The sequence below is a fragment of the Cupriavidus sp. TMH.W2 genome, assembly GCF_050847365.1.
In the GTDB taxonomy this organism is placed as follows: Bacteria; Pseudomonadota; Gammaproteobacteria; order Burkholderiales; family Burkholderiaceae; genus Cupriavidus.
Map to the genome: position 1 here is coordinate 337800 of NZ_CP193792.1, position 19260 is coordinate 357059.

Below are 19260 nucleotides of genomic sequence, written 5' to 3' on the forward strand. Positions count from 1 at the left end.
GCCGCCCGCCAGCCGGACGGTTTTTTCATTTTTGCCCGGGCATTGCGCCGGGCGCCCGCTTCACTGCCATCCTGACCGCCATCATGAACGCGCATACCCAGGTACTTTCCATCACCGGTCCCGCCGGTGCGATCGATCTCTCGGTAGACCTGCCGCAAGGCGAGCCGCGCGGCCTGGCGCTGGTGGCGCATCCGCATCCGCTGTTCGGCGGCACCAAGGACAACAAGGTCGCGCAGACCCTGGCGCGCAGCTTCGTGCAGCTGGGCTATGCCACGGTGCGCCCGAACTTCCGCGGCGTGGGCGGCAGCGCCGGCGAGCATGACAACGGCATCGCCGAGCAGGACGACCTGCTGGCCGTGGTGGCCTGGATGCGCCAGCAGACCGCGTGGTCGGCACAGGCCGCGACGCTGCCGCTGGCCATGGGCGGGTTCTCGTTCGGCAGCTTCGTCACCACCCACGTGGCGCGCCGCCTGGCCGAGGCCGGCACGCCCGCGCAGCGCCTGGTGCTGGTGGGCACCGCCGCCAGCCGCTGGCAGGTGGCCGAGGTGCCGGCCGACACTATCGTGATCCATGGCGAGCAGGACGACACCGTGCCGCTGGCCAGCGTGTTCGACTGGGCCCGCCCGCAGGAGCTGCCGGTGATCGTGATCCCCGGCGCCGATCATTTCTTTCACCGCAAGCTGCACCTGATCAAGCAGCTCGTCGTCAATGCGTGGGACCGGTAAGGCCGGCACGCCGCCACGCCGGAACACCCCCGCGCCACCTTCTTACTGTCGGAACACAGAAACATGCTGAATAGAGCCACGACACGCCTTTCGTCCGCTTTTGCTCCCGCTGCCATCGCCGCCGTCGTGCTGGCCGCCGCGCCCGCCGCCGTCGTGGCGCAGGGCGTGCCGGTGCCGCAGGTCGCAGCCAAGTCGTGGATGCTGTATGACGTGACCAGCGGCCAGGCCCTGGCGTCGCAGAACGCAGACCTGCGCATCGAGCCGGCTTCGCTGACCAAGCTGATGACCGCCTACCTGGCGTTCGAGGCACTCAAGGAAAAGCGGCTGACGCTGGACCAGGCCGTGGTGCCGACCAACCTGGTGCTCAAGGTCAAAAGCGACGAGTCGCGCATGTTCATCGAGCCCAACAAGCCGGTCACCGTGCGTGACCTGCTGCTGGGCCTGATCGTGCAGTCGGGCAACGACGCCGCGCTGGCGCTGGCCGAGGCCGTGGGCGGCTCGGAAGAGGGCTTTGTCGCGATGATGAACCGAGAGGCCCAGCGCATGGGCCTGAAGAACACCCACTTCACCAACACCGACGGCATCCCCGACCCGAACCACTACACCACCGCGGTGGACCTGGCGACGCTGACCACGCGCCTGATCAAGGACTTCCCCGAGTACTACAGCATGTACTCGCAGAAGGAGTTCACCTATAACAAGATCAGGCAGCCCAACCGCAACCGCCTGCTGTACATCGACCCGACCGTGGACGGCGTCAAGACCGGCCACACCAAGTCCGCCGGCTACTGCCTGATCTCGTCGGCCAAGCGGCCGCTGGCCAACGTGCCGGACGGCTCGCGCCGCCTGATCTCGGTCGTGATCGGCACCACCACCGAACAGGTGCGCACCCAGGAAAGCCTGAAGATCCTCAACTACGGCTTCCAGTTCTTCGACACGCTGCGCCTGTACGACAAGGGCCAGGTGCTGGCCACGCCGGACATCTACAAGGGCAAGAGCGGCACGGTCAAGATCGGCGTGCAGAACGAGACCTTCGTCACCGTGCCCAAGGGCACCGGCGGGCGCCTGAAGCCGGTGCTGGAGCGCCAGGAACTGCTGATCGCGCCGATCTCGGCGGGCCAGCAGGTGGGCATGGTCAAGCTGATGGACGGCGCCACCAAGGTGGCGGAGTTCCCGGTGGTGGCGCTGGAAGAAGTGCCCGAGGCCGGCTTCTTCGGCCGCCTGTGGGACACCATCCGCCTGTGGTTCAAGCGCAAGTGACCTCAATGCGCGCAAGCCGGTGCGCCCCGCGGCGCGCCGGTTTCGTGCCGGAGCATCCGACATGACAACCGATAACCAAGGCAGTGGCGGCAAGCCGGGCGATATCCCGCCGGAACAGTCGCTGATCGAATACCCGTGCCACTTCCCCATCAAGGTGATGGGCACGATGCAGGACGGCTTTGCCGAAGCCATCGTCACGCTGGTGCAGGAATTCGACCCGGACTTCCACGCCGGCAAGATGGAGATGCGCCCGTCGAGCGGCGGCAAGTACCTGGGGCTGACCGTGACGGCCTGGATCACCAGCCGCGAGCAGCTCGACGATTTGTACCGGGCGCTGACTTCGCACCCGATGGTGAAGGTGGTGCTGTAAGGCGCAACCCTGTAAGACTTTCTCTCCCGCTCTGTTTGCTCCCCTCTCCCGCTTGCGCTTGTCTTTACCCACATCTCGATAGGAAAGGTTGTAAACGGGATTGGACGGTGTTAACTTCGGGGAAGTTGACAATCAGTGGTGGCAATTTTGTCTGATACGGAAGATCTGGAAGACTGGGCCAGCGACGAATTCGGTGGCGCTCAGTTGGGCGATGCACGTCGCACGCAGCGCCTTGTGGCATTGGCGCGCGGACTAGCGCAAAAAGCCCATGTTTCGTTCCCGCAGGCCTTGAGTGGTGCCCAACTCAAGGCGGCATATCGCTTCTTTGATAATGAGGCGGTCGACCCGGACGGAATACTGGCGAGCCACGTCGTTCAAACCGTGGGTCGCATGCAGCAGGTACCTGTCGTATTGGCGGTGCAGGACACCACGGAATTCAATCTGGCAAATTTGCCCGCGACTGAGGGACTTGGTCACGGCACGGGCGGCAATTTGCGCGGATTCATGTTGCACAGCGTGCTGGCGGTGACGCCTGAGGGCCTGCCACTGGGCGTGTTGAGCATGAAGACGTGGGTGCGTGCGCCGCAAGCATCGGGCAAGGCCAGGCAGCGCCGGGCGCTGTCCATTCGTGACAAGGAAAGCGTGAAGTGGCTGGAGGGGCTGGAATGCCTTGAGCCGCTCAAGATGCAGTGTCCGGACACGCACCTTGTTGCCGTCAGCGATCGCGAGGGCGATGTGTACGACGTGTTCCTGGCGCAGCGCCCAGCGGGGGTGGACTGGTTGGTGCGGGCCGCCTGGAATCGGGGCGTGGATCACCCAGAGAAGTATCTGTGGGAGACGGTTGCTGCGGCCCCCGTACTCGGGGAGACCGTCCTGCACGTGCCCAGGAGTGGCGCCAGGCAAGCGCGTAGCGCCCGACTGGCTTTGCGCTGTGTGCCCGTCCAACTGCGACCGCCGCGCAGCCGCGGTGCAGAGGCCCTACCAAGCCTCGAAGTGTTTGCCATTCACGCACTGGAAATCGATCCGCCCGAAGGTGTTGAGCCGCTCGAATGGATGTTGCTCAGTTCGATGCCCACCCAAACGCTGGAAGATGTGCTGGAACGGCTGAGCTGGTATGCCCGGCGCTGGACCATTGAATCCTGGCATCGTGTCCTGAAAAGTGGCTGCCAGATCGAGGCTCGGCAGTTCGGGACGCTGGAGCGGTTCCTGCGCGCCACGGCGCTGTTCGCCGTGATCGGCTGGCGCATCATGTACGCGACCATGCTCGGCCGGCTTGAAGCCGATATCCCTTGCTCGGTGCTATTGCAGTCGCTCGAATGGCAGGCCTTGTACTGCCGCACGCACGGCACAACCAAGCCACCGGAGCAGGCACCCAAACTCAGCGAAACGGTCCTTTGGATCGCCAAGCTCGGTGGCTACCTGGGTCGCAAAAACGACGATCCCCCCGGTGCTACTGTCCTCTGGCGCGGCTTCCTCGTTTTGCACGAAATCACCGAAATGTATCGGATCTTCCAGAAAAACGAGTAAGCCGCCGGAAGTTGTGGGTAAAGGCAAGCCCGCTTGCGGGAGAGGGGCCGGGGGTGAGGGCAGGCGCAGGCATACCGACGCGCCGGACTTCGTTGACGCTCCCGCCCTCACCCCCACCCCTCTCGCATGCGGGAGAGGGGTGCCCTCCGGCACGCCCATGCGCGGCTTCAACGGCCGGGCTCCGCTGTTTTCCGATACCAACATGAACACCATCACCCTGAAACCCGGCAAGGAAAAATCCCTGCTGCGCCGCCACCCGTGGATCTACGCCACCGGCATTGCCACGACCGAAGGGCGCTGCGAGCCGGGCGCGACCGTGATCGTGCGCGCCGCCGACGGCCGCTTCCTGGCCAAGGCCGCCTACAGCCCCGAGTCGCAGATCCGCGCGCGCGCGTGGACCTTCGACGAGAACGAGCCGGTCGACCACGCCCTGTTCAAGCGCCGTGTGGCCGCGGCCATTGCCTACCGGCGCCAATGGGTGAAGGACAGCAACGCGGTGCGGTTGATCTTTGGCGAATCCGACCGGCTGCCTGGCCTGATTGTCGACTACTACGGCAATGGTGAAACGGGCCAGCTGGTGTGCCAGTTCAATTCGGCCGGCGTGGAGCACTGGAAGACCGCGATCGTGCAGGCGCTGGTCAAGGAGACCGGCTGCCCCAACGTCTATGAGCGTTCCGACGCGGCCGTGCGCCAGCGCGAGGGCCTGGAGCTGGTGACCGGCGTGCTGGCCGGCGCCGAGCCGGATCCGGCACTGTCGGTCACCGAGCACGGCGTGCGCTATTACGTCGACGTGCGCAACGGCCACAAGACCGGCTTCTATGTCGACCAGCGCGACAACCGCAAGCTGGTGGGCGACCTCGCCGCGGGCCGCGAGGTGCTGAACTGCTTCTGCTATACCGGCGGCTTCTCGCTGGCGGCGCTGCGCGGCGGCGCCACCTCGGTCACGTCGATCGATTCGTCGGGCGAGGCGCTGAAGATCGCCGCGGGCAATGTCACGCTCAATGGCTTCGAGCCGGAACGCGCCACCTGGCTCGATGCCGACGTGTTCAAGACCCTGCGTGAATTCCGCGCCGAGGGCCGCCAGTTCGACCTGATCGTGCTGGACCCGCCCAAGTTCGCCCCGTCGGCGCAGCATATCGACCGCGCCGCGCGCGCCTACAAGGAAATCAACCTGGTCGGTACGCAGCTGTTGCGCCCGGGCGGGCTGCTGTTCACCTATTCGTGCTCGGGCGCGATCAGCATGGAGCTGTTCCAGAAGATCGTGGCGGGCGCGGTCACCGACGCGCGCGCCGATGCGCGCATCCTGCGGCGCTTGTCCGCCGGCACGGATCACCCGATGCTGGCGGCGTTCCCGGAAGGCGAGTACCTGAAGGGTTTGCTGCTGGAGAAGGTGGCGTAAAACGGATCGGTGGCGCTGGTCAGCGCCACATATTCCGCATCCGGCTGGCCAGGTCCACCGGCGCCAGCGCGGGCCTGGCCGGCCCCTCGCCCGGCATCGGCGGGGGCGGCCAGGAGCGGCTGTAGAAGTTGGGCATCACGCGGTTGGGCAGAAAGCGTGTGCGTGACGCATACACATGGCGGTCGCCGAAGCCCACCTGCTGGTGCACGTAGAAGCGCTGCGGCACCACGATGTCCAGGTGGTCTTTCGCCCGCGTCATGGCCACGTAGAGCAGGCGCCGTTCTTCCTCGATCTCTTCGGTGGTGCCGGTCGCCAGGTCGCTCGGCATGCAGCCGTCGACGGCATTGAGCACGTACACCGCCTTCCACTCCTGGCCCTTGGCCGAGTGGATGGTCGACAGGATCAGGTAGTCCTCGTCGCGCGAGGGCACGCCGGATTCGTCGCTGGAGGCGCTGGGCGGGTCCAGCGTCAGCTCGGTCAGGAAGCGCTCGCGCGCGCCATAGGTGGCGGCGATGCGCTCCAGCTGCTGCAGGTCGGCCTGGCGCGCGGCGGCATCGTCGTGCAGGCGTTCCAGGTGCGGCGCGTACCAGGCCAGCACCTGCTCGAACTCCGACGGCCACGGCGAGGTCGGCGCCATCAGCGCGCGAGCCAGTCCTAGCAGGTCGGCCCAGGCCGGCGCGGCGGCCGGGGGCGGCTCAAATTCCTCCAAAGAGAACAGCGGCTCCGTGGCCAGCGCCAGCGCATCCAGCACGCGCGCCGCGGTCTTGGGGCCGATGCCGGGCAGCAGTTGCAGCGTGCGGAAGCCCGCCATGCGGTCGCGCGGGTTTTCCACCCAGCGCACCACCGCCAGCACGTCCTTGACGTGGGTCGATTCCAGGAATTTCAGCCCGCCGAACTTCACGAACGGGATATTGCGCCGGGCCAGCTCGATCTCGACCTGCGCGCTGTGGTCGGCGGCGCGGAACAGCACCGCCTGCGCCATCAGCGTCAGGCCCGCCTCGCGCCGCGCCAGCACCTGCTCGACCACGTAGCGGGCCTGGTCGGCCTCATCGTTGACCACGATCACGCCGGGCTTCTCGGCCGAGGCGCGCTCGGACCACAGGTCCTTGGTATAGCGCTCGGCCGCGAGCCCGATCACCGCGTTGGCGGCCTGCAGGATCGGCTGCGTCGAGCGGTAGTTCTGTGACAACGTGACCTGCTGCGCGGCCGGCGTGAACTGTGCGGGGAAGTCGAGGATATTGCGCACGGTGGCGCCGCGGAAGGCGTAGATCGACTGCGCGTCGTCGCCCACCACGGTCAGGCCGCGCCCATCCGGCCGCATGGCCAGCAGGATCGACGCCTGCAGCGCATTGGTGTCCTGGTATTCGTCGACCAGCACATGGTCGAAGCGCGCGCCCATGTCCTGCGCGATGCTGGGTTCGGCCATGGCCTGCGCCCAGTACAGCAGCAGGTCGTCATAGTCCAGCACATGCTGCTTCTGCTTGGCCTCGACATAGCCGGCGAACAGCGTGCGCAGCGCATCGGCCCACATCGCGTAGCGTGGGAACTGCTGCTTGAGCACATCTTCCAGCGGCGCCTGGGTGTTGACCACGCGCGAGTAAATCGCCAGGCAGGTTTCCTTTTTCGGGAAGCGGCTGGCGGTCTCGGACAGCCCCAGGTCGTGGCGCACCACGTGCATCAGGTCGGCGGCATCGCCGCGGTCGCTGATGGTGAAGGCGGGCGACAGGCCCAGGGTCTCGGCGTATTCGCGCAGCAGGCGCGCGCCGATGGCGTGGAAGGTGCCGGACCACTGCAGCGCCGCGCGCCCCGCGCCGGTCTGGGTGCCCAGCGCCTGGTCGACGATGCGTTCGACACGCCGTCCCATCTCCGCCGCGGCGCGGCGCGAGAAGGTCAGCAGCAGGATGCGGCGCGGGTCGGCCCCGCCCAGCACCAGGTGCGCGACGCGGTGCGCCAGCGTATTGGTCTTGCCCGAGCCGGCGCCGGCGATGATCAGCAGCGGCGCGTCGCTGCCGTGCTCCACCGCGGCGCGCTGCTCCGGGTTGAGCCGGGACAGGTAGGCGGGGACCGCGTCGGCTTCTGGGGCCGCGAGGTCGGCGGCGGGGGCAAGGTCCAGGGTCACAGGGGAAACGCTCGGAAAAAGGCTGGCGCCAACTGTATATCCATACAGGGTTGGCGCGCAACCTGCCGCGCTGACGATCGGACGTAAAAACAAAAAAAGGTGCTCGATGAGCACCTTTTCGCTGCATTTGCTGTCAGGACCGTTACGCCGACTTTGCCAGCGCGCCGTCCAGCAGCTTGTGCAGGGCATCCCACTCGGGCTCGCCCACATAGCGCTTCAGGATGCGGCCGTCCTTGTCGACGACGAAGGTGGTCGGCGTCAGCTGCACATTGCCGAAGGCCTTGGCCGCGGCGCCGTCGGAATCCATGGCCACCTTGAACGGCAGCCCGCGCGTCTTGGCATAGTTCATCACATACATGGGCGGGTCGTAGTTCATCGCCACGGCGACGAACTCCAGCCCCTTGCCCTTGAACTGCTCGTAGGTGCGGACCATGTCCGGCATCTCCTTGACGCAGGTGGCGCAACTGGTGGCCCAGAAGTTGATCAGGTAGACCTTGCCCTTGAGGTCGGCGGTGCTGACCTTCTCGCCCGACAGCAGCGTGAACGTGGCGGGGGGCACGGCGTTGGCCGGCGACAGCGCGCGATAGCCGAACCAGCCCAGCAGTGCGAGCACGACCACGGCCGCGACGATGGGCCAGGGCTTGCGGGAGGTTTGGGTGGCGGGGGCAGCAGTGGTCATGGCATCCGGGGCAGGCAGGTTCGGTCAGCAATGGGACATTCTAATGCCGCGGGCGTTCGCGCGCTGCGCGGGGCCCGGCTGCGGCAATCCGTCGCAAGCGCTTCAGTCACTTCAGTGCCGGGAGGCGACCGCGGCGCGTGCCTGGTCCAGCGCCTGTTCCAGGTAGGCGCCGTAGAAATCCGGCTGCATGCCGGGCAGCGGGCTGGCGGCGGCGCGGCCCTGGCGGTCCAGGAACAGTACCGTGGGCGCCACCCGCACCTGGTGCGCCCGGGCCCAGTCGCGCGCCGTGGTCAGGCTGCCGTCGGCATCGCGCAGCGGGGTGTCGGCGGTCATGTCGAGCTCGCGCACGGCAATCTCGCCGGCAGCGGCCTGCGGGCCCAGGTAGTTGCGGCGCACGGCGTCGCAATAACCGCAGCCCGGCATCGACACCAGCACCACCAGCGGCTCGCCGCGGCGCGCGGCCTCGGTGCCGTGGGCGGCGAGGTCGGTGGCCGGCGGCAAGCGGGCCGGGCTGGCGGCGGCCATAGCAGTCGCCGCCAGCACCACGCCCGCGGCCAGCCAGCGCAGGCTGGTCAAGGCAACGACGGGAATGGCGAGACGGGCTGCAGGCATGGCGGGGACGTTGGGGCAGTGGGGGCGGCGCGGCAAGCACTGGCGCGCCGCTTCCGGGATAATACCGGTTTCCGCCCGCAGGCGATGGCGCCCGCCCGCGCCGTCCCCCGTATCGCCTTTCGCCCTGTTTCCCGATGCGTCCCGTGCTGCCCCCGCTGAGCTTTCCCGCCGCTGTCCGCCGTCCGCTGCTCTGCTGCGCGGCAGTGCTGGCACTTGCCCTGTGTGCCTGCTCGCCGCGCTATGACTGGCGCACCATCCAGTCGGGCGAGGGCGGTTACGCCGCGCTCTATCCCGGCAAGCCCACCAGCGCCGCGCGCGACGTGGCCATTGCCGGGCGCAAGCTGCCGATGACGATGGAGGCCGCGCGCGTCGACGACACCCTGTTCGCCGTGGGCGTGGTGACCCTGCCCGCCGACGACGAAGCCCTGCGGCGCGAGGCCCTGGCGGCGATGCAGGCCGGCCTGCTGGCCAACCTCGGCAAGCTGTCGGGCGAGCCGCGCACGCGGCCCGTCACCGTCATGACCTCGGACCGGCCGGGCCATCCGCTCGCCGGCGTGGAACTGCAGGCCAGCGGCGTGTCGCCGCAGGACCAGTCGCCGCGCCGGCTGAGCGCGCGGCTGGTGGCCGTGGGCGTGCATGCCTACCAGGCCGTGGTGCTGGAGTCCGGCGATGCGGCGCGCGATGCGCGCCAGGCCGAGCAGGTGGAGCAGTTCCTGGGCGGCTTCCACCCGCTCTGACGCGCGGCGCCGCGCGACTGGAAAGATTCACAGGTGCCGGGGCGGCGCTCGCGAGCCCCGGCATGGTTGTCGTCAAAGGAGAGTTGGAATGCGTTGGGAAGTCTGGTTGGCCTATTTCGCCGCGTGCTGGGTGATCGCGGTATCGCCGGGGTCGGGCGCGGTGCTGTCGATGAGCCACGGGCTCTCGTACGGGCTGCGCAGGACCACCACCACCATCTTCGGCCTGCAGGCCGGGCTGGTGATCGTGCTGCTGGTGGCCGGCGGCGGCCTCGGCGCGCTGCTGCTGGCCTCGGAGCCGGCCTTCATGGTGGTCAAGACGGTCGGCGCGCTGTACCTGATTTACCTGGGTATTCAGCAATGGCGCGCAAAGATGGAAAGCGGGGCGGACCAGGGCAGCAGCGCCGCCCCCGCGCGCGTGGCCGGGTTGAGCCGGCGCCGGCGCTTCGCCACCGGGCTGCTGACCAATGTGACCAACCCCAAGGGCATCATCTTCATGGTCGCGGTGCTGCCGCAGTTCATCGATCCCAACCGGCCGCTGGCGCAGCAGCTGGCGATCCTGGCCGCCACCATGTGCTGCGTGGACCTGATCGTGATGCATGGCTACGCGCTGCTGGCTTCGCGCATGCAGGGGCTGTTCCGCAATGCGCGCGCGGTGCGCTGGCAGAACCGCTTTTTCGGCAGCGTGCTGATGGCCGTGGGCGCGGCGCTGTTCTTCGTGCGGCGGCAACACGCCTGACCGTCGTTCATCAACAACTGGCGTGTGCTGGCCGGGTTTGCTTCAATGAGGAGGAAACCCGGCCACGGAGACCCCGCATGCCCGCCTCGCTGAACCCCCGCGCCGGTGCGCGCCTGCAGCCGCGCCATACCGTGCCCCCGGTAGAAGAGCCCGGGCCGCCGGGCATCCCGCCGGACCTGCCGTTGCCGCCAGAGGAAGACCCGACCCCGCCGCCGGTGGAGCCGCCCGTGGCCGTCCCCGCCGGGCGCTACTGCTTGAGCTCGTAGAAGTCGTTCAGGCAGTAGGCGTCGGTCAGCTCGACCGGCTTGTCGCCATGGGTGTAGCCAATGCGCCGGATCTGCAGCAGCGGCTCGCCCGGCTCGATGCCCAGGCGCGCGGCCAGTTCCCCGGTCGCCACGATCGCGCGCAAGGTCTCGGTCACGCGCAGCACCGGCTTGCCGATCCGTTCCAGGTAGGCGTACAGCGATTCGCCGATGGCGCTGGCGTCCGGCAACACGGCCAGCGCCAGCGTGGTCACGTCCATCCAGTAGATCTGCCCGTCAGCCTTGCGCAGGCGGGTCAGCCTGACAATCTCGTCGCCTTCCGGCAGTACCAGCGCCGCGGCTTCCTGCGCCGTGGCACGGCGGCGCTCGAACGCCACCAGCTCGCTGGCCGGCGTCATGCCGCGCCGGCGCGCCAGCTCGCTGAAGTTGTCCAGCCGCGCCGGCTTCTGCTCGCCGCGCGGCGCGATAAAGGTGCCCGCGCCGCGGCTGCGCGTGATCGCGCCTTCCTCTGCCAGGACCTGTAGCGCGCGCCGCGCCGTGACGCGCGAAATCCCCAGCGAATCGACCAGCGTGCGCTCGGACGGCAGCGCATCGCCCACGCGCCATTGGCCAGCCTGGATGGCCGCGGCCAGCTTGCGCGCCACTTGCAGGTAGATCGGCGTTGCGTCCGCCTCGTCCGGCCTGAGGGTCTGCAGCCGTTGATCCATGGGAATCCTCGTAGGTACCAAAGTTTGCTGTGGATGATACCACTTTAGGACATCTGTCGACGGTCCGGGCAAAATTGTGTAAGCCGTGTTTCGAGCTCGCCATGCGCCTGCTTTCCGTCAATTGGTATCTAACTGGATTGGCGTCTAATGAGACGGGAAAATGACTTGATCGGTCAGAAAAATCCTAGCTTTATCTGATATTTATGTGACGATTCGGGCAGTTTCACAAGGAGTGCAAGGGCCACTTTGTTTTGGCTCAATAAAGATGCCACTTAGATACAAATATGGCGTAGTGGTTTTCACTGGTATTTTTATTGTCCATGGCCGTCTATCTTTCCCCTGACCCTGGCGCCGTCGCATTTCCGCACCGGCTGCCCCGATTCCTGGAAGCGAGATGGCTGAGACGAGCGAAACCCTGTTGCTGCGGGCTCCGGTGAGCGGAGTGCTGCTTCCCCTTGCGGCGGTGCCTGACCCGGTCTTTGCCGAAGGCATGTTCGGCGACGGCCTGGCCATCGACCCGCTGGGCGATACGCTGGTGGCGCCTTGCGACGGCACCGTCGTGCACCTGGCCGCGACCGGCCATGCGCTGACGCTGCAGGCGCCGTGCGGGGCGCAGGTGCTGCTGCATGTCGGCATCGATACCGTATCGCTGCGCGGCGAGGGCTTTGCGCCTTGCGTGGCGCAGGGCGACGCAGTGCGTCAGGGCGAGGCGCTGATCCGCTTCGATGTCGACCGTGTGGCGCAGCGGGCGCCCAGCCTGGTGACGGTCATGGCGATCGCCAACGGCGATGCCTTTACCGTCACCGGCCGCACCGAGGCGGCCCGGGCCGAGGCGGGCCGCACTGTGGTGCTGCAAGTGCGTGCCGCGGGCGAGGCGGCGCAGGCACAGCCAGCAGACGGCACCGGCGCGGCCCAACAGCGGCGCTCGGTCACGTTGGCCTGCCCCGGCGGCCTCCACGCCCGGCCCGCCGCACGGGCGCGAGAAGCCATGCGCGGCCTGGATGCCACCGTGGCGCTGCACTACGGCGGGCGCCAGGCCAGCCTGGCCAGCCTGGTGGCGCTGATGGGACTGGCCGCCGGCGAGGGGGCCACGGTCGAGCTGGTAGCCAGCGGGCGCGATGCCGGCGCCGCGCTCGACGCGGTCGCGCATGAACTGCAGCGCGCCGGCGTGGGAGAAGAAGAACAGGCCGCCGCGGTGGCCCCGCCGCCGGCACAGCCCGGCCCTGGCACTGACCTGCCGCCGGGATGCCTGGCCGGCGTGGCCGCCGCCCCCGGCATCGCCATCGGCCCGCTGCGCTGGTGGCGCGAGGCGGCCCCGGAACCGGACGAGGTCGGGCAGGGCGTGGCCGCCGAGCGCACGGCCCTGCGCGCCGCGCTGGCGGCGGTGGACGCCCGGCTGGCGCAGGAGAGCGAAGCGGCCAGCGTGCGGCGTGCCGGCGCCGAGGCCGGCATCCTCGCCATGCACCGCGCGCTGCTGGACGACCCGGCGCTGCACGCCGCCGCCGGCACCATGATCGACGCCGGCAAGAGCGCGGGCTTTGCGTGGCGCGAAGCCACCCGTGCCGAGGCCGCGATGCTGTCGGCAATGGCCGACCGCCGCATGGCCGAACGCGCCGGTGACCTGCTCGACTTGCAGAAGCGCGTGCTGCGCGCGCTGGCCCCGGCGGGCAATGCTCCCGCCAAACTTCCCGCAGCCGCCGACGGCCAACCCGTCGTGCTGGCCGCCGAAGAATTCACGCCCTCCGACCTGACCGGACTGGACCGCAGCGGCGTGGCCGCGCTGGCGATGGTGCGCGGCGGTCCGACCTCGCACGCCGCCATCATCGCGCGCCAGCTCGGCATGCCGTGCCTGGTGGCGCTGGGCAACGCGCTGGAGCGCTTGCCGGACGGCACGCCGGTCATCGCCGACGGCGACAACGCGCGCCTGCACGCCAGCCCCGATCCGCACCTGCTGGCTGCCGCCGCCGATGCGGTCAAACTGCGCGCGCAGCAGCGCGAGGCCGACCTGCGCGCCGCGCACGCCGTGGCCAGCACGCGCGATGGCGTGCGCATTGAAGTGGCCGCCAATATCGGCAGCGTCGACGATGCCCGCAATGCGGTCGCGCATGGCGCCGACGCGGTCGGCCTGCTGCGCACCGAGCTGCTGTTCCTGCATGGCAACACCGCGCCCGCGGCGGCCGACCACACCGCCAGCTGCCAGGCCATCGCCGATGCCCTGGACGGCCACAGTGCAATTGTGCGCACGCTCGATATCGGCGGCGACAAGGACGCCGCCTGGCTGCACCTGCCCCCTGAAGACAACCCTGCCCTGGGCCTGCGCGGCGTGCGCCTGGCACAGGTGCGCCCGCAGTTGCTGGATGAGCAACTGCGCGGCCTGCTGGCGGTGCGCGCGAAGGCGCCGCTGCGCATCCTGCTGCCCATGGTCAGCGAGGTCGGCGAACTGCTGGCCTGGCGCGAACGCATCCGCGCGCTGGCGGCAGAAGCGGGCGCCGACCCCGCCATCGAGGTCGGCGTGATGATCGAAGTCCCTTCCGCCGCGCTGCTGGCCGACCAGCTGGCCGAGCACGCCGACTTCTTCTCGATCGGCACCAATGACCTGACCCAGTACACGCTGGCCATGGACCGTTGCCAGCCGGAACTGGCGGCACGCATGGATGGCCTGCATCCCGCCGTGCTGCGCATGATCGCCGCCACCACCCAGGGCGCCGCGCGCCACGGGCGCTGGGTGGGCGTGTGCGGCGCGCTGGCCGGCGACCCGCTGGCCGTGCCGGTGCTGGTCGGGCTGGGCGTGACCGAGCTGTCCGTCGATGCCGGCCTGGTGCCGGGCGTCAAGGCGCGGGTGCGCACGCTTTCACACGAGGACTGCCGCCAGCGCGCTGGCGAACTGCTGCGGCTGCCATCGGCTGCCGCGGTACGCGATGCTTGCCGCGGCTACTGGCCGGCCTGAGCGCCGGTCCACCCAAGCCAATACGCGCTACAAGCGCACAGATTCGGAGAACGCCAATGAAGATGGACCTGTTACCCAGGGTGCAGCGCCTGGGCGCCACGCTGATGCTGCCGATTGCGGTGCTGCCCGTGGCCGGCCTGCTGCTGCGCCTGGGCCAGCCCGATGTGTTCGATATCAGGCTGATGGCCGAGGCCGGCAACGCGGTCTTTGCCAACCTGGCGCTGCTGTTCGCCATCGGCGTGGCGGTGGGGTTCGCACGCGATAACAACGGCGCCGCGGCGCTGGCCGGCACCATCGGCTACCTGGTGCTGACCACCGTGATGAAGACCATCGACAAGTCGCTCGACATGGGCGTGCTGGCCGGCATCGTCGCCGGCGCGGTGGCGGGTGGGCTCTATAACCGCTACCGCAATGTCAATCTGCCTTCCTACCTGGGCTTCTTTGCCGGCAAGCGCTTTGTGCCCATCGTCACCGCACTGTGCTGCCTGCTGCTGGGCATCGTGCTGGCCTACGCATGGGCGCCGGTGCAGACCGGCATCAACGCGGCCGGCACGTGGCTGACCACGGCGGGCTCGGCCGGCGCCTTTGTGTTCGGGCTGCTGAACCGGCTGCTGCTGGTAACCGGGCTGCACCACCTGATCAATACGCTGGCGTGGTTCGTGTTCGGCAGCTATGCCGACCCGGCCACCGGCGCTGCGGTATCGGGCGACCTGCACCGCTACTTTGCCGGCGACCCCGGCGCGGGCCTGTTCATGACCGGCTTCTTCCCGGTGATGATGTTCGGCTTGCCCGCCGCCTGCCTGGCGATGTACCACGAGACGCCGCCGGCGCGGCGCGCGCTGGTGGGCGGCATGCTGTTCTCGATGGCGCTGACCTCGTTCCTGACCGGCATCACCGAGCCGATCGAGTTCAGCTTCATGTTCCTGGCGCCGGTGCTGTACGGCCTGCACGCGCTGATGACCGGCCTGTCGATGGCCCTGTGCCATGCGCTCGATATCCGGCTGGGCTTCACCTTCTCGGCCGGCGCCATCGACTACGTGCTGGGCTATGGGCTGTCCAGCCGCGGCTGGCTGGCGATTCCGCTGGGGCTGGCCTATGCGCTGGTCTATTACGGACTGTTCCGCTTCTTCATCCGCCGCTTCAACCTGCTGACCCCCGGCCGCGACGAAGCCGTGCCCGTGGCGCCTGCCGGCGGCGCCGCGCAGCCGGCCGCAGGCAGCGTCGCGCAACGCTATGTCGAGGCGCTGGGCGGCGCCGCCAACCTGGTCGTGGTCGATGCCTGCACCACGCGGCTGCGGCTGAACGTGGCCGATATCGGCGCCGTGTCCGAACCGCAGCTCAAGGCGCTGGGCGTGCGCGGCGTGCTCAGGCGCCCGCCCAATGTGGTGCAGGTGGTGATCGGGCCGCAGGCCGAGCAGATTGCCGGCGACATCCGCGCGGTGCTGCAGCAGGCGCCGCAGGGTACGGCTGTCGCCGCTGCCGCAAGTGCCGCGCCCGCGGCTGCGGCACGGGCCCCGGCTGCCGGCGCTTTCGATCCCGCCTGGTGGATCGACGCGCTCGGCGGCGCCGCCAATATCGCCTCGGTCGGCGTGGTGGCACTGACGCGGCTGCGCGTGGTGGTGCGCGAGCGCGGCCAGGTGCGTGCCGACCACCTTGCCGGCAGCCAGCTGATGTGGATCGGCGAGGACACCGCACATATCGCCTTCGGCCATGCGGCAGACGGACACGCGGCCGCCTTCGAGCGCGCCCTGCAAGCCATGCCCACCTGACCCCCGCCGCCGCAGCCGCGCGCGGCTGCGGTCGAACTCAGCCACCGGCCAGAACACCACGGCGGCCGCGACGACAGCCGCGCCGGTGGATACCGTTTGCCTATCCAGGAGCCATTGATCGTGAAACGCATTGCAATGACGGCGCTGCTCGCAGCGTCGGCCGGGGGCGCCTGCGCCCAGTCCGCCGGTACCGGCATCACCCTGTACGGCCGCGCCGTGGCCGGCCTTGACTATGTCAACGGCATCGCCCGCCCGGGCGGCGACGTCGATACCTTCCGCTTCGGCAGCAACCAGTACGGCGTCAGCTTTTGGGGCATGCGCGGCGCCGAAGACCTGGGCGGCGGCCTGCGCGGGGTGTTCAACCTGGAGGGCATGATCACCTCCGGCACCGGGCGCTCCGATCCGCTGTTCAACCGCCGCGCGCAAGTGGGCCTGGCCAGCAACGACTGGGGCACGCTGCTGCTGGGCCGGGCCATGAGCCTGACCGACGACGAGAGCGGCGCGATCGACCCGATGGGCCTGCAGGCCAGCTCCGTCGCGACCCTGGTCTATGGCCGCAACTGGGGCTCGCGGCCCAATGCCGTGACCTACAACTCGCCGGTGTGGGGCGGCCTGAGCGTGCGCGCGCAGGCCGGCAGCGACGGCGTCCCCGGCAGCTTCAACAGCGGCAAGCAGCTGAGCGCGGCCATCAAGTACGCGCAGGGCAACCTGAGCCTGACCGGCATCTATGAAGAACTGCGCGACGCGCAGGGCCGCATGGACAACCTGTACGTCAACTCGCGCCAGTACACGCTGGGCGGCAGTTACGCGCTGAACAACCTGCGCCTGTTCGCCGGCTACAACCTGACGGTGTCGTCGGGCGATACCGTGGCCACGCCGGAGAACCCCTACGCCGCCACGCGCAGCCAGATGGCGTGGGTTGGCGCCAATTACCGCGTGCTGCCGGCGCTGACGCTGCTGTCCGGCGTCTACTACGCCACCCTGAACAAAAGCGGCGGGCATGGCACGCTTGTCACACTGGGCGCAAAGTATGACTTGTCGAAGCGCACCTCGCTGTATGGCACGGTGGCATCGGTGTTCAACTCGCGCAATGCCACCTTCTCGGTGGAGGCGTCGCCGGACACCATGCCGCGCGCCGGGGCGAACCAGCAGGGCGCCTATGCCGGCATCATTCACCTGTTCTGACGGTGGCTGGCCGGTGAAGCAGATGAATGGGAGAGCATTGCAATGAAAGGAAACATCCTGACGCCAGCCGGCTGGATCTTCGGAGAGATCCATGCCGGCCCGGACGGGCGCATCGCGCGCATCGAGGGCGTGCCGGTCACGCCCGCGGGCAACGATGCCCCGTACGTGCTGCCGGGGTTTGTCGACCTGCTCAACCACGGCGGCAGCGGCAAGGACTTCATGGATGGCGAGGCTGCGGTGCCGGTGATCCTGCGCGCGCATGTGCGCTTCGGCACCACCAGCCTGCTGGGCAGCACCATGACCTCGCCGCACGACGTGCTGCTGCCCGCACTGCAGGCGCTGGACCGGGCCTGCGCGCAGCGCCCGGCCGGCGCGGCGCGGATGCTTGGCGTGCACCTGGAAGGGCCGTATATCAACCCCGGCAAGCTCGGCGCGCAGCCGGACACCTCGGTCATCGCCACGCGGGAAGAACTGGAGCAGTACCTGGGCGCGGCGCCGCTGAAGGTGGTGACGCTGGCGCCCGAACTGCCTGGGCACCTCGACATCATCCGCATGCTGGCCGCGCGCGGTGTGCGCGTGCAACTGGGCCACACGCTGGGCACCTATGAGGACGCGGTGGCGGCGCTGGACGCCGGCGCCAGCGGCTTCACCCACCTGTTCAACGCGATGACGCCGCTGCAGCACCGCGCGCCCGGCGTGGTGGCGGCGGCGCTGGCGCATGCCGAGTTCGCCGAGCTGATCCCCGACCTGCTGCACGTGCACCCCGGCGCCATCCGTGCCGCGCTGCGCGCGATCCCGCGGCTGTACGCGGTGACCGACGCCACCGCCGCCGCCGGCATGCCGGACGGCGTGTACCACCTCGGCAGCCAGACCGTCTACAAGGCCAACGGCAGCGTGCGCCTGGCCGACGGCACGCTGGCCGGCAGCGTGCTGACCATGGACCAGGCGCTGCGCAACTTTGTCTCGATCGGCCTGGACCTGGCCGATGCGTCGCGCCGCGTGTCGCTGTATCCGGCCCAATACCTGGGCATGGCCGACCGCGGCATGCTGGCGCAGGGCTGCTGGGCCGACGTGGTCGTGCTGGACCGCGCGCTGTCGGTGCGCACCGTTTATGTCGAAGGAGAATGCTGTGTCGAGAATGCTTGAAGAAGCGCTGAGCGCGCCGGCCGTGGTGTCAGCGCAGCTGGCGAATGCGCCGCGCGTGGCAGCGCTGGCCGCGCAACTCGCGGCGCAGGCCTGGCCCGCGGCGCTGACTGTGGCGCGCGGCAGCTCGGACCACGCCGCCAGCTACTTCGCTACGCTGGTCACGCGCCGGCTGGGCGTGCCGGTGGCCTCATTGCCGATGTCGACGGTGACGCTGCACGACAGCGCGCTGCGCGTGGCCGGGCAGCTGGCGGTGGCGTTCTCGCAGTCGGGCCGCAGCCCGGACCTGGTCGAGACCATGCAGGCGCTGCGCGATGGCGGCGCCGCTACCGTGGCGCTGGTCAACGCCCCGGATTCGCCGCTGGCGCAGGCGTGCGCGCATGAATTGCCCTTGCTCGCCGGCCCCGAGCAGAGCGTGGCCGCGACCAAGAGTTATATCGCCATGCTGTCGATGTCGGCGCTGCTGGTGGGGCATCTCGAAGCCGCGCGCAGCGGCGAGCGCGAGCTGCTCGACGCCTGCAACGGCTTGCCGGCGGCCCTGACGGAAGCGGCCGCGCAGGACTGGTCGGCGCTGGCGCCCGCGCTGCGCGGCGCCGAGCGCATGATCGTGCTGGGCCGCGGCGCGGGCCTGGCGATCGCGCAGGAAGCGGCGCTCAAGCTCAAGGAGACCTCCGGCATCCAGGCCGAGGCCTTCTCCGGTGCCGAAGTGCGGCACGGTCCGATGGAAATCATCGGCGACGGCTACCCGCTGCTGGTGTTCGCGCCGCGCGGACCGGAGCAGGCCGGGCTGCTGGCGCTGGCCGCCGAGATGCGCGCACGGGGTGCGCGCGTGCTGCTGGCGGCGCCCCCTGGCACGGTTGATGCGGGGCAGCCACTGGAGTTGCCGCTTACGCCGGCCGGCCATCCGTTGCTCGATCCGGTCTGCGCCATCCAGAGCTTCTATGTCGCCGCCCAGGCGCTGGCGCTGGCGCGTGGACGCAATCCCGACCAGCCTCAGTACCTGCGCAAGGTGACAGAGACGCGCTGAACCGGCCCATCCTGCCCCAATACCGCCCCACGCCGCCCCTCGGCAAGCAAGGAGT

The 19260-nt window shown here is 69.2% G+C and carries 17 protein-coding genes; 13 read left to right on the forward strand and 4 right to left on the reverse strand.

Features of this window, described 5'->3' with window-relative positions:
• Positions 1-83 precede the first annotated feature (83 nt).
• The 5 genes from ACREYQ_RS01585 (at position 84) to ACREYQ_RS01605 (ending at position 5281) form a co-directional block, all read left to right on the forward strand.
• A complete protein-coding gene (locus ACREYQ_RS01585) occupies positions 84-725 on the forward strand; it encodes an alpha/beta hydrolase (protein ID WP_432259068.1) in 642 nt (213 codons plus the stop codon).
• 63 nt (positions 726-788) lie between these two features.
• A complete protein-coding gene (locus ACREYQ_RS01590; RefSeq protein ID WP_432259069.1) occupies positions 789-1985 on the forward strand; it encodes a D-alanyl-D-alanine carboxypeptidase family protein in 1197 nt (398 codons plus the stop codon).
• Between the two features lie 61 nt (positions 1986-2046).
• Positions 2047-2355: an HP0495 family protein gene (locus tag ACREYQ_RS01595; RefSeq protein ID WP_078195082.1), complete on the forward strand. Its 309-nt coding sequence runs from the start codon at positions 2047-2049 to the stop codon at positions 2353-2355.
• 138 nt (positions 2356-2493) lie between these two features.
• Complete coding sequence (locus tag ACREYQ_RS01600; RefSeq protein ID WP_432257562.1) at positions 2494-3882, forward strand: IS4 family transposase; 1389 nt, start codon at positions 2494-2496, stop codon at positions 3880-3882.
• Positions 3883-4084: 202 nt separating this feature from the next.
• Positions 4085-5281, forward strand: a complete 1197-nt coding sequence (locus tag ACREYQ_RS01605) for a class I SAM-dependent rRNA methyltransferase (RefSeq protein WP_432259070.1) — start codon at positions 4085-4087, stop codon at positions 5279-5281.
• Positions 5282-5300: 19 nt separating this feature from the next.
• On the opposite strand, the gene ACREYQ_RS01610 is transcribed toward ACREYQ_RS01605, so the two are convergent.
• The 3 genes from ACREYQ_RS01610 to ACREYQ_RS01620 form a co-directional block, all read right to left on the reverse strand.
• Complete coding sequence (locus ACREYQ_RS01610; protein ID WP_432259071.1) at positions 5301-7400, reverse strand: ATP-dependent helicase; 2100 nt, start codon at positions 7398-7400, stop codon at positions 5301-5303.
• 142 nt (positions 7401-7542) lie between these two features.
• Entirely contained in the window at positions 7543-8079 is a 537-nt protein-coding gene (locus ACREYQ_RS01615; RefSeq protein WP_432259072.1) for a TlpA disulfide reductase family protein, read from the reverse strand.
• Between the two features lie 111 nt (positions 8080-8190).
• Positions 8191-8691 carry a SoxW family protein gene (locus ACREYQ_RS01620; RefSeq protein ID WP_432259073.1) on the reverse strand — a complete coding sequence of 167 codons (501 nt, stop codon included), beginning with the start codon at positions 8689-8691 and terminating at the stop codon, positions 8191-8193.
• A gap of 134 nt (positions 8692-8825) precedes the next feature.
• Here ACREYQ_RS01620 and ACREYQ_RS01625 point away from each other — a divergent pair, with 134 nt between their 5' ends.
• The 3 genes from ACREYQ_RS01625 to ACREYQ_RS01635 all read left to right on the forward strand — a co-directional run bounded on the left by ACREYQ_RS01625 (position 8826) and on the right by ACREYQ_RS01635 (position 10430).
• The gene (locus ACREYQ_RS01625) at positions 8826-9428 is read left to right on the forward strand and encodes a hypothetical protein (RefSeq protein WP_432259074.1); all 603 of its coding nucleotides are present in this window, start codon (positions 8826-8828) and stop codon (positions 9426-9428) included.
• A gap of 88 nt (positions 9429-9516) precedes the next feature.
• Positions 9517-10164 carry a LysE family transporter gene (locus tag ACREYQ_RS01630; RefSeq protein ID WP_432259075.1) on the forward strand — a complete coding sequence of 216 codons (648 nt, stop codon included), beginning with the start codon at positions 9517-9519 and terminating at the stop codon, positions 10162-10164.
• A gap of 77 nt (positions 10165-10241) precedes the next feature.
• Positions 10242-10430, forward strand: a complete 189-nt coding sequence (locus tag ACREYQ_RS01635; protein WP_432259076.1) for a hypothetical protein — start codon at positions 10242-10244, stop codon at positions 10428-10430.
• On the opposite strand, the gene ACREYQ_RS01640 is transcribed toward ACREYQ_RS01635, so the two are convergent.
• Positions 10412-11134 carry a GntR family transcriptional regulator gene (locus tag ACREYQ_RS01640; RefSeq protein WP_432259077.1) on the reverse strand — a complete coding sequence of 241 codons (723 nt, stop codon included), beginning with the start codon at positions 11132-11134 and terminating at the stop codon, positions 10412-10414. The two genes, ACREYQ_RS01635 and ACREYQ_RS01640, sit on opposite strands and share 19 nt — an antisense overlap.
• 394 nt (positions 11135-11528) lie before the next feature.
• Here ACREYQ_RS01640 and ptsP point away from each other — a divergent pair, with 394 nt between their 5' ends.
• The 5 genes from ptsP to ACREYQ_RS01665 all read left to right on the forward strand — a co-directional run bounded on the left by ptsP (position 11529) and on the right by ACREYQ_RS01665 (position 19205).
• A complete protein-coding gene (gene ptsP, locus ACREYQ_RS01645; RefSeq protein WP_432259078.1) occupies positions 11529-14081 on the forward strand; it encodes a phosphoenolpyruvate--protein phosphotransferase in 2553 nt (850 codons plus the stop codon).
• 62 nt (positions 14082-14143) lie between these two features.
• Entirely contained in the window at positions 14144-15850 is a 1707-nt protein-coding gene (nagE, locus tag ACREYQ_RS01650; RefSeq protein ID WP_432260337.1) for an N-acetylglucosamine-specific PTS transporter subunit IIBC, read from the forward strand.
• 120 nt (positions 15851-15970) lie between these two features.
• The gene (locus ACREYQ_RS01655; RefSeq protein WP_432259079.1) at positions 15971-17035 is read left to right on the forward strand and encodes a porin; all 1065 of its coding nucleotides are present in this window, start codon (positions 15971-15973) and stop codon (positions 17033-17035) included.
• 42 nt (positions 17036-17077) lie between these two features.
• The gene (gene nagA, locus ACREYQ_RS01660) at positions 17078-18181 is read left to right on the forward strand and encodes an N-acetylglucosamine-6-phosphate deacetylase (protein WP_432259080.1); all 1104 of its coding nucleotides are present in this window, start codon (positions 17078-17080) and stop codon (positions 18179-18181) included.
• A complete protein-coding gene (locus ACREYQ_RS01665) occupies positions 18174-19205 on the forward strand; it encodes an SIS domain-containing protein (protein ID WP_432260338.1) in 1032 nt (343 codons plus the stop codon). Before nagA ends, ACREYQ_RS01665 begins: the two co-directional genes overlap by 8 nt.
• The last annotated feature ends 55 nt before the right edge of the window (positions 19206-19260 follow it).

Coding starts and splice junctions, on each gene's coding strand:
- ACREYQ_RS01625 (WP_432259074.1), top strand. CDS start 8,826: ATGCGTCCCGTGCTGCCCCCGCTGAGCTTTCCCGCCGCTGTCCGCCGT.
- ACREYQ_RS01595 (WP_078195082.1), top strand. CDS start 2,047: ATGACAACCGATAACCAAGGCAGTGGCGGCAAGCCGGGCGATATCCCG.
- nagA (WP_432259080.1), top strand. CDS start 17,078: ATGAAAGGAAACATCCTGACGCCAGCCGGCTGGATCTTCGGAGAGATC.
- ACREYQ_RS01665 (WP_432260338.1), top strand. CDS start 18,174: ATGCTTGAAGAAGCGCTGAGCGCGCCGGCCGTGGTGTCAGCGCAGCTG.
- ACREYQ_RS01590 (WP_432259069.1), top strand. CDS start 789: ATGCTGAATAGAGCCACGACACGCCTTTCGTCCGCTTTTGCTCCCGCT.
- ACREYQ_RS01585 (WP_432259068.1), top strand. CDS start 84: ATGAACGCGCATACCCAGGTACTTTCCATCACCGGTCCCGCCGGTGCG.
- ACREYQ_RS01620 (WP_432259073.1), bottom strand. CDS start 8,691: ATGCCTGCAGCCCGTCTCGCCATTCCCGTCGTTGCCTTGACCAGCCTG.
- ptsP (WP_432259078.1), top strand. CDS start 11,529: ATGGCTGAGACGAGCGAAACCCTGTTGCTGCGGGCTCCGGTGAGCGGA.
- ACREYQ_RS01635 (WP_432259076.1), top strand. CDS start 10,242: ATGCCCGCCTCGCTGAACCCCCGCGCCGGTGCGCGCCTGCAGCCGCGC.
- ACREYQ_RS01605 (WP_432259070.1), top strand. CDS start 4,085: ATGAACACCATCACCCTGAAACCCGGCAAGGAAAAATCCCTGCTGCGC.
- nagE (WP_432260337.1), top strand. CDS start 14,144: ATGGACCTGTTACCCAGGGTGCAGCGCCTGGGCGCCACGCTGATGCTG.
- ACREYQ_RS01640 (WP_432259077.1), bottom strand. CDS start 11,134: ATGGATCAACGGCTGCAGACCCTCAGGCCGGACGAGGCGGACGCAACG.
- ACREYQ_RS01615 (WP_432259072.1), bottom strand. CDS start 8,079: ATGACCACTGCTGCCCCCGCCACCCAAACCTCCCGCAAGCCCTGGCCC.
- ACREYQ_RS01630 (WP_432259075.1), top strand. CDS start 9,517: ATGCGTTGGGAAGTCTGGTTGGCCTATTTCGCCGCGTGCTGGGTGATC.